The following is a 13,175-nucleotide window of genomic DNA, read 5'->3' on the forward strand; positions in this document are numbered from 1 at the left end:
ATGCTCTTCAGCGAACTCATGGCAGCGCTTTCCACCCGTGCGATCCGACTCCAGCGCGAGGAGGCCGACCTGATCGTCGAGGGCGATGACGACACGCTCGATGAGGTGTTGTGGGACGCATTGGCGACGCACAAGCCAGCGCTGCTGGAGATGCTCGCGGGCCTGGAGGATGGCTGGCTGAGCCCGGCGCTGCGCATAACCCCCGACATGCTGCCCCTGGCCGGGCTCGACCAGGCCGCCATCGACCGCATCGTCGCCACGCTGCCTGGGGGCGCGGCGAATCTCCAGGACATCTACCCGCTGGCGCCGCTGCAGGAGGGCATGCTCTACCACCACCTCACGGCCGCCGAGGGCGACCCCTATGTGCTGCAGGCCCAGCTGCGTTTCGCCAGCCCGGCGCACCTGCAGGCGTTCGCCGAGGCGCTCGACTGGGTGATCCAGCGCCATGACATCCTGCGCACGGCACTGGCCTGGGAATACCTGGACCAGCCGCTGCAGGTGGTGTGGCGCAAGGCGCCGCTGGCGTGCGAGGCAGTCGGGAACCTGGACGGTGACGAGCCGCTGGAGCAACTGCGCGCCCGTTTCGACTCGCGTCATTACCGCATGGACCTGGCCCAGGCCCCCTTGCTGCGCCTGGTACATGGCCAGGATCGCGATGGCCGGGTGCTGGGCCTGCTGCTTTTCCATCACACGGTCATGGACCACACCGGCCTGGACATCGTGCGCCGCGAGATCCACGCGTATCTCGCGGGTGACAGCGAGCGTCTGCCAGCCCCGGTGCCGTTCCGTGACCTGCTGGCCAGGAGCCGCCGGGCTCAGGACGACCAGGCCCATGAAGCATTCTTCGGCGCCATGCTGGCCGATATCGACGCACCGACCCTGGCCTTCGGCGTCCAGGAGGTGGCCGGCCAAGCCATGGAGGAGGCCCGGATCACCCTGGCGCCCGGCCTCAGCCAACGCCTGCGCGCCCAGGCCCGGTCGCTCGGGGTCAGCCCGGCCAGCATCATGCACCTGGGGCTCGCGCGCCTGTTGGGCGCGTGGTCCGGGCGCGGGTCGGTGGTGTTCGGCAGCGTGCTGCTGGGGCGCATGGCGGCGGGCGAGGGCGGCGAACACGCCCTCGGGATGTTCATCAATACCTTGCCGCTGCGGGTCGACCTGCAGGGGCAGGGTGTGCGGGATGCACTGTTGCTGACCCACCGCCAATTGACCGCACTGCTCGGCCACGAACAGGCACCACTGGCCCTGGCCCAGCGTTGCAGCGGTGTGGTGGCGCCGATGCCGTTGTTCAACAGCATGCTCAACTATCGCCATAGCGCGGCAGGTGACGCCGCCGCGGTGATCGCGGTGGCGCCGGGCATCGATGTGGTCGGCACCGAAGAGCGTACCAACTACCCCTTGAACCTGGCGGTCGACGATCTGGGTGACGATCTGCGCCTGACGGTCCAGGTCCTCGCTGAATGGGGCGCCGAGCGACTGTGCGGACAACTGCGACAGGTGTTCGAGGGGCTGGTGGAGGCGCTCGAGCGCGCCCCCGACCTGCCCGTGCTGGCGCTGCCGGTGCTGACGCCCGAGGAGCGCCATCAACTGCTGACCGGCTGCAACACCACGGCCGCCGAACACGATCTCGACCAGCCGCTGCACGCGTTGTTCGAGCGCCAGGCGCTGCTGCATCCACAGGCGGTGGCCATCGAGGCGGAAGGTGGACAGCTGACCTATCGGCAGCTCAACGAACAGGCCAACCGCCTGGCCCACCACCTGATCGCCCTGGGCGTGCGCCCCGACGACCGGGTGGCGATCTGCGTCGAGCGTGGCCCGTCGATGGTGGTCGGCCTGCTGGCCATCCTCAAGGCCGGTGGCGCCTATGTGCCAGTGGACCCGAGCTACCCGGCCGAGCGCATCCGCCACATGCTCGTCGACAGCGCGCCGTTGGCGGTGCTGGTGCACGCGGCCACCCGCGAGGTGCCGGGCCAACTGGCGGTGCCGCGTGTCGACCTCGACCAGGCGGGCTGGGAAAGCCTGCCGGCGACCGACCCACGGGTGGTCGGGTTGACCTCGCGCCACCTCGCCTATGTGATCTACACCTCCGGCTCCACCGGGCTGCCCAAGGGCGTGATGGTCGAGCACCGCAGCGTGGTCAACCTGGTGCACTGGAGCGCCGGGCTGTGCCCCGCGAAGGCGGGCGCCGCGGTGCTGCACAAGACCCCGATCAGTTTCGACGCCTCGGTGTGGGAGCTGTTCTGGCCGCTGGGCAGCGGCCTGCGCCTGGTGCTGGCGCGGCCGGACGGCCAGCGTGACGCGGACTATGTGGCGCGGCGGATCATCGAGTCCAGGGTCAACGTGGTGCAGTTCGTGCCGGCGCTGTTGCAGCAGTTCCTCGAACAGGCGCGCAGCGCACAGTGCGGCAGCCTCACCGACATCGTCTGCGGCGGTGGCGAGCTGACCGAAGCCCTGGTGCGCCAGGTGCGCGAGCGCTTGCCGCAAGTGCGCCTGCACAACGTCTACGGCCCCACCGAAACCACGGTCGATTGCAGCGTCTGCACCCTGGAGCCCGATCAGCCCGTGCCGGACGGCGCGCTGCCGATCGGCCGGCCGATCGACAACACCCGCCTTTACGTACTGGACGGCGCGGACCAGCCGCTGCCGTGGGGCGTGGCCGGGCACCTGCATATCGGCGGCGTGGGGGTAGCGCGTGGCTACCTGGGCCTGGCCGGGCAACAGGCCGAACGCTTCATCGACAGCCCGTTCGTGCGCGGCGAGCGCCTGTACCGCAGCGGTGACCTGGTGCGCCAGCGCGCTGACGGTTCGTTGCAGTTCGTCGGTCGCAACGATCACCAGGTCAAGCTGCGCGGCCTGCGTATCGAACCGGGCGAGATCGAAGCCTGCCTGAGCCGCGTGGACGGCGTGCGCGAGGCGCTGGTGCTGGTCCACGAACACCCGCACAGCGGCCAGCGCCTGGTCGCCTACCACACTGGCCAGGATCACGCCGCGCAGTACCTGCGCGAGCGTCTGCTGGAGCAGTTGCCCGAGTACATGGTGCCGGCACTGTTCATCCACCTCGATGGCATGCCGCTGACGCCCAACGGCAAGGTCGACCGCAAGGCCCTGCCGGCGCCCGAAGCATCGGTGCGCCAGTACCAGGCGCCCCAGGGCCCGATCGAGACCGCCCTGGCGGCGATCTGGGCGGACCTGCTGGGTGTCGGGCCAGTGGGGCGTGACGACAACTTCTTCGAGCTGGGCGGCCACTCGCTGCTGGCGGTGCGCCTGGTGGAACGCATGCGCCAGCAGGCGCTGGCGGCCGATGTGCGGGTGCTGTTCAGCCAGCCCACGCTGGCCGCGCTGGCGGCGTCGGTGGGTGGCCGGGCCGCTGTCGAGGTGCCGGCCAACCGCATTCCGGCAGGTTGCACGCTGATCACCCCGGACATGCTGCCCCTGGCCGATCTCAATCAGGACGCCATCGACACACTGCTGCGGCAGATCCCCGGTGGCGTGGCCAATATCCAGGATATCTACGGCCTGGCGCCGTTGCAGCAGGGCATCCTCTACCATCACCTGGCCAGCGAAGGCGCCGACCCCTATGTGGTGCAGGCGCGTTTCGCCTTTGCCGGGCAGGCCGAGCTGGACGCCTTCGTCGCCGCGCTGAACCAGGTCATTGCGCGTCACGACATCCTGCGCACCAGCCTGCATTGGCAGGGCCTGGACGAGGCAGTGCAGGTGGTCTGGCGCGAGGCGCCGCTGCTGCTGAGCCCGGCGCTCGAAACGCCACGGCTCGACCTCGGCCAGGCGCCCTTGCTGCGCCTGAGCAGCCAGCGGCAGGACGGACGCCTGGAGGCGACCCTGCTGCTGCATCATATTCTTGTCGACCACACCGCCGTGGAACAGCTGATGCTCGAAGTGGGGGCACTGTTGCAAGGCCCCGCAGAGCTGCCGGCCAGCATCCCGTATCGCAACTACGTGGCCCAGGCACGCCTTGGCGCGGACCCTCAGGCCGACGAGGCACTGTTCCGCGAGCTGCTGGGCGATATCGACGAACCGACCGAAGCGTTCGGCCTGCGCGAGGCGATGGCCGAAGCCCATTCGGTGGGTGAAAGCCGCTGGCCATTGGAGCCGGCGCTGGTCGCACGCCTGCGCGGGCAGGCCAGGGCGCTGGGGGTCAGTGTCGCCAGCCTGGTGCACCAGGCCTGGGGCCAGGTGCTGGCGCAGATGTCCGGCCGTGAGGAGGTGGTGTTCGGCACCGTGCTGCTCGGCCGCCTGCAGGGCGGCGAGGGCGCCGACCGGGCGCTGGGCATGTTCATCAATACCTTGCCACTGCGGGTCAGCGTGGGGGCTGCGGGCGTGGCCGAGGGCGTGCGCCTGACCCACCAGCGCCTGGCGCGCCTGCTGGCCCATGAACAGGCCTCCCTGGCCCTGGCCCAGCGCTGCAGCGGCGTGCCGGCCTCGCAGGCGCTGTTCAGCAGCCTGCTGAACTATCGCCACAGTGCTGGCCAGCCTGCGCAGGGGCCCGTCTGGCAGGGGATTGAACTGTTGACCGCGCAGGAGCGCAGCAACTACCCGCTGGTGGTCAGCGTCGACGACTATGGGGATGATTTCCGGTTGACGGTGCAGGCCGTGGCGTCGGTCGATGGCGAGCGCGTCTGCCGCTTGCTGCAGTGGGCCTTGACGCAGTTGGTCACGGCGCTGGAGCAGGCGCCGCAGGTCGCGCTGCACAGCCTGCATGGGTTGCCCATGGTCGAGCGCGACTGCGTGCTGGGTCGCTTCAATGCCACGGCACGCGACTACCCGCGCGACCTGGCCGCCCACCGCCTGTTCGAAGCCCACGCCGCGAGTACGCCAGAGGCACTCGCGGTGATCCACGGTGAACGCCAGTGGAGCTATGCCCAGCTCGATGACCAGGCCAACCGCCTGGCCGTCTACTTGCTCGAGCAGGGCGTGCGCGCCGGTGATCGCGTGGCCTTGTTGCTGCCACGCTCTTTCGACCTGTTGGCGGCCCAGCTGGCGGTAAGCAAGTGCGCGGCAGTGTTCGTACCGCTTGACGGCAATGCCCCGGTCGAGCGCCAGGCGTTCATGGTCGGTGACAGCGGGGCGGCGTTGCTGCTGACCCATAGCGACCAGCCCGAAGTGGCGGGCCCGCGCCGGGTCGAACTCGACCGGCTCGACCTGAGCACCTATGCGGCTGCGCCGCTGGGCCTGGCGGTGGACGCCGGCAGCGCGGCGTACATCATGTACACCTCCGGCTCCACCGGCACGCCGAAGGGCGTGCAGGTGCCGCACCGGGCCATCGTGCGCCTGGTGATCAACAACGGTTTTGCCGACTTCAACCACCAGGACCGCGTGGCCTTCGCCTCCAACCCGGCGTTCGACGCCAGCACCCTGGAAGTCTGGGCGCCGCTGCTCAACGGTGGCGCGGTCGTGGTGATCGACCAGGACCAGGTGCTGTCGCGCCAGGGCCTGCGCGAAGTGCTGCTGGATCAGGGCGTCACCGTGCTATGGCTGACCGCCGGCCTGTTCCACCAGTTCGCTGACGACCTGCTGCCGGCGTTGCGTGGCCTGCGTTACCTGATGGTCGGCGGCGATGTGCTGGACCCGGCGGTGATTGCCCGGGTACTGCGTGACGGCGCGCCGCAACACCTGCTCAATGGCTACGGCCCGACCGAGGCCACCACCTTCAGCACCACCCACGAAATCACCGCGGTGGGCGAGGGCAGCATCCCGATCGGCACACCGATCGGCAACAGCCGCTGCTACGTGCTCGATGCCCGCCAGCAACTGCTGCCGGTGGGGGCGGTGGGCGAGTTGTACATCGCCGGCGACGGCGTGGCCCTGGGTTACCTGGGCCAGCCAGAGCTGACCGCCGAGCGCTTCCTGCCCGATCCGTTCAACGGCGGCACGATGTACCGCAGTGGCGACCTGGTCAGTTGGCAGGCCGACGGCACCCTGCGCTACCTGGGCCGTGCCGACCAGCAGATCAAGCTGCGCGGTTTCCGCATCGAACTGGGCGAAATCGAGGCGCGCCTGGGCGAATGCCCGGGCGTGCGCGACGCGGCGGTGATCGTGCGTGAGGACGCGCCGGGCGACAAACGCCTGGTGGCGTACTTCACCGGCGAGACCCCGGCCATCGGCGAACTGCACGAGCGTCTGCAAGGTGTACTGCCGGACTACATGCTGCCGTCGGCTTATGTGCGACTTGAAGCCTTGCCATTGACCGCCAATGGCAAGCTCGACCGCCGTGCGTTGCCGCAGCCGGGCAGCGAGGCCGTGGTCAGCCGCGCCTTCGAGGCGCCGCAGGGCGAGGTGGAGACGGCACTGGCCGCAATCTGGGCCGAGGTGCTCAAGGTCGAGCAGATCGGTCGCCACGACCACTTCTTCGAGCTGGGCGGCCACTCGCTGCTGGCGGTGAGCCTGGTCGAGCGCATGCGCAAGGCCGGCCTGGCTGCCGACGTGCGCGTGCTGTTCGCGCAGCCGACCCTGGCCGCGCTGGCGGCGGCAGTAGGTTCGGGGCGTGAAGTCAAGGTGCCGGCCAACCGTGTCCCCCACGATGCGACCCGGATCACGCCAGAGATGCTCAGCCTGATTGATCTCGACCAGGCCAGCATCGACTGCATCGTCGCCAGCGTGCCGGGCGGCGCCGCCAATGTGCAGGAGATCTACCCGCTGGCGCCGTTGCAGGCGGGCATCCTCTATCACCACCTGAGCGCGGAGCAGGGCGATCCGTACCTGTTGCAGTCGCGCCTTGCCTTTGACAGCCTCGAGCGCCTGCTTAACTGGGCAGCGGCCTTGCAACAGGTCATCGACCGCCACGATATCCTGCGCACTTCGGTGGTCTGGGAAGGCCTGGCGGAGCCGGTGCAGGTGGTCTGGCGCCAGGCCGACCTGGCGCTCAGCGACGTCACCGGCCTGGGTGAGGCGTCCGTGATCGAGCAGTTGCTGGCGCGTTTCGATGCCCGCCAGCAGCGTCTGGACCTGACTCGGGCGCCCTTGCTGCGGCTGGTCTATGCCGAGGATCCGCGCCAGGGCGAGTGGGTGGCGCTGCTGCAGTTCCACCACCTGACCCTCGACCACGCCGCCATGGCCGTGGTCGGCGAGGAGATGCAGGTGCTGCTGGACGGGCGTGGCGCCACGCTGCCTGCCGCGGTGCCGTATCGCAATTATGTCGCCCAGGTCTGCCTGGGCGACGATCAGGCCAGCCATGAGGCGTTCTTCCGCGCCCAGTTGGGGGATGTCGAAGAACCGACCCTGCCCTTTGGCCTGGCCGATGTGCAGGGCGATGGCGGGCGGGTCGAGCATGCTGCCCTGATGCTGCCTGACGCCCTGGCCCAAGGCCTGCGCGAGCAGGCCCGGCAGCGTGGCGTCAGCGTCGCGAGCCTGGTGCACCTGGCCTGGGCGCGGGTGGTGGGCGTGCTGGCAGGGGGTCGCGATGTGGTGTTCGGCACCGTATTGATGGGCCGCCTGCAAGCCGGCGAAGGCGCCGACCGCGCCCTGGGCATGTTCATCAACACCTTGCCACTGCGGGTGGACACCGCGCTGCCGGTGGAGCAGGCCGTGCGCGTCACTCATCAGCGCTTGTCGGCCCTGCTCGGTCACGAGCATGCGCCCTTGGCACTGGCCCAGCGTTGCAGCGGCGTGGCGGCTTCGGCGCCGTTGTTCAGTGCCTTGCTCAACTACCGGCATAGCGCCGAGGCGGCCCGGGACGGTGAAGGTATCTGGCAGGGTGTGCGCCTGCTGGGCGGCGAGGAGCGCAGCAACTACCCGTTGACCCTGAGCGTCGATGACCTGGGCGAGGGTTTCTCGCTTAGCGTGCTGGCCGCCGAGGGATTGCCTGCGGCGCAGGTCGGCACGTGGATGGTCAATACGCTAGGCCAACTGTTGCAGGCGCTGGAACGGGCGCCGGGCCAGGGACTCGATCATCTGCCGATGCTGGATGACGAGGCTTTGCGCCAGGTGGTGGAGGGCTTCAACGCCACTGCCGTCAATTATCCGCAAGGCCACACCGTGCATGCGCTGGTCGAGGCCCAGGCGCCCGAGGCGCTGGCCGTGGTGCAGGGCGAGGAAGGCCTGAGCTATGGCGAGCTGAACCAGCGCGCCAATCGCCTCGCCCATTACCTGATCAAGCGTGGCGTGGCGCTGGGCGACCGTGTCGCGCTGTGCCTGCCGCGCGGTCCGCAGCGGCTGGTGGCGATGCTGGCCGTGCTCAAGGCCGGCGCGGCCTATGTGCCGGTCGATCCGGGCTATCCGGCGGAGCGCATTGCCTATCTGCTCAGTGACAGTGCGCCGACGCTGGTGCTGGTCGAATCGAGCACTGAGTCGCTGGTGGGCGAGGTGGCCAAGGTTGCGCTGGATGGCGATGACTGGGCTCATGAAGCCGACAGCAACCCCGTCGTCACCGGTCTGGATGCGGATCAGCTGGCTTATGTGATCTACACCTCCGGCTCCACCGGCCAGCCCAAGGGGGTGATGGTCGAGCACCGTACCCTGGCCAACCTGGTCCACTGGCATTGCCAGGCCTTCGACCTGGGCGCCGGCAGCCACACCTCCAGCGTCGCCGGCTTCGGCTTCGACGCCATGGCCTGGGAGGCCTGGCCGGCGCTGTGCGCCGGGGCGGTGCTGCACCTGCCGCCGGTGCAGATTGGCGGCGAGCATGTCGATGAATTGCTCGACTGGTGGCTGCAGCAGCCGCTGCAAGTGAGCTTCCTGCCGACCCCGGTGGCCGAGCAGGCGCTGCGCCGCGAACGCCAGCACCCGACCCTGCGCACCTTGCTGGTGGGCGGCGACCGCCTGCGCCAGTTCGACCGCGATCCGGGCTTCGTGCTGGTCAACAACTACGGCCCGACCGAGACCACGGTGGTCGCAACGTCCGGTCAACTTCAGCCGGGCGGCGCGCTGCATATCGGCAAGCCGACCGCCAACACCCGCGTCTATGTGCTGGATGCGCAGCGCCAGCCGGTGCCGGTCGGCGTGACCGGCGAGCTGTACATCGGTGGCGCGCAGGTGGCACGCGGTTACTTCAACCGCCCTGACCTTACCGCCGAGCGTTTCCTTGACGACCCGTTCGCTGCTGGCCGGATGTATCGCACCGGCGACCTGGTGCGCTGGAACGCCGACGGCACCCTGGACTACCAGGGGCGCAACGACGACCAGGTGAAGATCCGCGGTGTGCGGGTCGAGCTGGGCGAGATCGAGGCCGCGCTCAAGGCCCAGCCGGGCATCGCCGATGCCGTGGTGCTGGTGCGTGACGAGCGCCTGCTGGCGTGGTTTACCGAAGCGGCGGCGGTCGATATCGAGCGCCTGCGCGAGGGCTTGCAGGCCAGCCTGCCGGCGCACCTGCTGCCGCAAGCCTTGGTCCGCCTGGACGCACTGCCACTGACCAGCCACGGCAAGCTGGACCGCAAGGCGTTGCCGCAACCGGCCATGCTCGCCGCCCAGGACTACGTCATGCCGCAAGGTCCTGTGGAAACTGCCATCGCTGCGCTCTGGGCCGAAGTGCTGGGTATCGAGCGGGTTGGTCGCCACGATAACTTCTTCGAACTTGGCGGCCACTCGCTGCTGGCGGTCAACCTCACTGCGCGTCTGCGTCAGGCCGGCCTGCAGGCCGACGTACGCACCTTGTTCGGCCAGCCGACGGTGGCGGCGCTGGCGGCGACCCTGGGCCAGAGCCATCAGGTCGAGGTCCCGGCCAACCGGATCCCGGCCGGCTGCACCCGGATCACCCCGGACATGCTGCCGCTGGTGGAACTGGAGCCAGCCGCCATTGAACGCATCGTCGCCACGGTGCCGGGCGGCGCGGCCAACGTGCAGGACATCTACCCGCTGGCGCCGTTGCAGGAAGGCATCCTCTATCACCACCTCAGCTCGCTGGAGTACGACCCCTATGTGCTGCAGTCGCCCATGGCCTTCGACAGCCTGGCGCGGCTCGAGGCCTTCGCCGCTGCGTTGCGCCAGGCCATCGCACGCCACGATGTGCTGCGTACCGCCGTGCTCTGGGAGGGCCTGGAGCAACCGCTGCAGGTGGTCTGGCGCGAGGCGCCGCTGCTGGTCGCACCGCTCGAAGGGCAGGACCTGCAACGCCTGGAGCTGAGCCAGGCACCGCTGATTCGCCTGCTGTACAGCGCCGATGCCGGCAGCCAGCGGGTCGAGGCACTGCTGCAGTTCCACCATATCGTCCTCGACCACACCGCCCTGGAGATCATCGGCGCGGAACTGCTGGGCTACCTGCAAGGCACCACGGCACCGCTGCAGGCCCCGGTGCCTTACCGCAACTACGTGGCCCAGGCGCGCCTGGGCGTCAGCCAGGCCGAGCACGAGGCGTTCTTCCGCGAACTGCTGGGTGATATCGACGAGCCGACGCTGCCCTACGGCCTGAGCGACGTGCAGGGTGATGGCCAGGCTATCGAGGAAGCCCAGCTGTGGCTGGACGAGACCCTGGCCGCGCGCCTGCGCCAGCAGGCCCGGCAACTGGGCAGCAGCCCCGCAAGCCTGTTCCACCTGGCCTTCGCCCGCCTGCTGGCCGCCACCAGTGGCCGCGACAGCGTGGTGTTCGGCACCGTGCTGCTGGGTCGGCTGGAGGCCGGCGAGGGTGCCGAGCGGGCGCTGGGCATGTTCATCAATACCCTGCCGCTGCGCCTGGACCTGCAGGGCGCGGCACTGCCCGAGGCGGTGCGCCAGACCCAGCAGCGCCTGAGCGCCTTGCTGGTCCACGAGCACGCGTCGCTGGCCCTGGCCCAGCGTTGCAGCGGCGTACCAGCGCCGGCGCCGCTGTTCAGCGCCATGCTCAACTACCGCCATGGCCAGGAGGCCAGCGAAGCCCGGCGCCTGGACTGGCAGGGCATCGAGTTCCTCGACGGCCAGGAGCGCAGCAACTACCCGCTGAGCCTCAGCGTGGACGACATGGGCCAAGGGTTCCGCCTGGTGGCCATGACCCCGGCGACGGTTGGCGCCCAGCGGGTCTGCGCGCAGCTGCGGCAGGTACTGCTGGCGTTGGTCGAAGGCCTGGAGGCACAAACCGGGCAGACGGTGCTGCAACTGCCGGTGCTGCAGGACGATGAACGCGCCTACCTGTTGCAGGGCTGCAACGCCACGGCGCGGGCCAATGATTCCGAGCAGCCGATCCAGGCGCTGTTCGAGCGGCAGGCAGCACGCGCCCCCGAAGCGATTGCCGTGCACGCTGAAGCGGGGCAACTGAGCTACCGCGAGCTCAACGTCCAGGCCAACCGCCTGGCTCACCACCTGATCGCGCTGGGCGTGCAGCCCGACGACCGGGTGGCGATCTGCGTCGAGCGCGGCCTGCCGCTGCTGGTCGGCCTGCTGGCGATCCTCAAGGCCGGTGGCGCCTATGTGCCGCTCGACCCGGACTATCCGGCCGAGCGCCTCGGCCATATGCTCGCCGACAGTCAGCCGCGGGCGCTGCTGGTGCAACAGGCCACCCGCGCCCTGGTGGGCTCGTCGGCGACATTGGTCGACCTCGATCAGCCGACTTGGGGTGACCTGTCGGACAGCAATCCGCAGGTGCCTGGCCTGACCTCGGAGCACCTGGCCTATGTGATCTACACCTCCGGCTCCACTGGCGTGCCCAAGGGCGTGATGGTCGAGCACCGCAACGTGGTCAACCTGGTGCACTGGAGCACCGGGCTGTTTCCGAACGAAGGTGCGGTGCTGCACAAGACCCCGGTGAGCTTCGACGCCTCGGTGTGGGAGCTGTTCTGGCCGCTGTGCAGCGGGTTGCGCCTGGTGCTGGCGCGCCCGGATGGCCAGCGCGACCCGCAGTACCTGGTGGAACTGATCGAACGGCAGCAGGTGAACGTGGTGCAGTTCGTGCCGGCCTTGCTGCAGCAGTTCCTCGACGAGAACGTCAGCGCCGCCTGCGCCAGCCTCACCGACATCGTCTGCGGTGGTGGCGAGCTCACCGAAGCCCTGGCCCGCCAGGTACGCGAGCGCTTGCCGCAGGTGCGCCTGCACAACGTCTATGGCCCCACCGAGACCACGGTGGATTGCAGCGTCTGGACCCTGGAAGCGCGGGATCCGCTGCCGTCCGGCGCGCTGCCGATCGGCCGGCCGATCGACAACACCCGCCTTTACGTCCTCGACGCCCACGACCAGCCCGTGCCGTTCGGCGTTGCCGGTCAGTTGCACATCGGCGGAGCCGGAGTGACGCGGGGCTACCTGGGCTTGCCGGAGCAACAGGCCGAGCGTTTCATCGCCAGCCCGTTCGTTGACGGTGAGCGTCTGTACCGCAGTGGCGACCTGGTACGCCAGCGCCACGACGGCGTGCTGGAGTTCCTCGGCCGCACCGACCACCAGATCAAGCTGCGCGGCCTGCGTATCGAGCCGGGCGAGATCGAAGCCTGCCTCACCCGTGTGGCCGGGGTGCGCGAAGCCGTGGTGCTGGTGCACGACGCCCAGCCGGCCGGCCCGCGCCTGGTGGCTTATGTCACCGGCGACGTGCCGCCGGCCGAGGCATTGCGCGAAGCGTTGCTCGGGCAACTGCCGGAATACATGGTGCCCGCACTGTTCATTCCGCTGCCGGCCCTGCCGCTGACCGCCAACGGCAAGCTCGACCGCAAGGCGCTCCCGGCAGTTGACCTGCCTACCCGCGACTACGAGGCGCCGGCCGGCGACACCGAACAGCTGCTGGCGCGGATCTGGAGCGAGCTGCTGGGCGTGGAGCGGGTAGGGCGCCATGACAACTTCTTCGAACTGGGCGGCCACTCGCTGCTGGCGGTGACCCTCACCTCGCGCCTGCGCGAAGCGGGCCTGGAGGCCGACGTGCGCAGCCTGTTCGAACACCCGACGCTGGCAGGCTATGCCGCCATCACAGACAGAATGGAGATCGTCCTGTGAGCATCAACGAACTACTGGCGACACTGACCGCCAACAATGTCCAGCTGGCCCTCAAGGATGGCCAGCTGGTGGTCCAGGGCAATCGCCAGGCCTTGACCGACGCGGCCCTCGTGGCACGCTTGCGCGAGCACAAGCCGGCGCTGGTCGCCCTGCTGGAGCGCGGCGAATACGTGGCGGCGCGCCAGGGTAGCGTCGAAGTGCCGGAAAACCGCATCCCCGACGATTGCGAGCGCATCACCTGCGCCATGCTCAGCCTGGCCGAACTCGACCAGGACAGCCTCGACCAGCTGGTCGCGGCCATCCCCGGCGGGGCGGCCAACGTGCAGGACATCTACCCGCTGGTGCCG

The 13,175-nt window shown here is 69.4% G+C and carries 2 protein-coding genes (1 of these 2 only partly in view); both read left to right on the forward strand.

Annotated features, from left to right (window positions below):
- Entirely contained in the window at positions 1-12,828 is a 12,828-nt protein-coding gene (locus OH705_RS18060) for a non-ribosomal peptide synthetase (RefSeq protein WP_267302683.1), read from the forward strand.
- Positions 12,825-13,175, forward strand: the start of a protein-coding gene (locus tag OH705_RS18065; protein ID WP_267302684.1) for a non-ribosomal peptide synthetase. It continues 14,184 nt past the right edge of the window; the window shows 351 of its 14,535 coding nt (coding positions 1-351); the start codon lies at positions 12,825-12,827; its stop codon lies off the right edge, out of view. The genes OH705_RS18060 and OH705_RS18065 overlap by 4 nt, the downstream gene beginning before the upstream one ends.

This window comes from Pseudomonas sp. BJa3, assembly GCF_026343815.1.
GTDB classification, from domain to species: domain Bacteria; phylum Pseudomonadota; class Gammaproteobacteria; order Pseudomonadales; family Pseudomonadaceae; genus Aquipseudomonas; species Aquipseudomonas soli.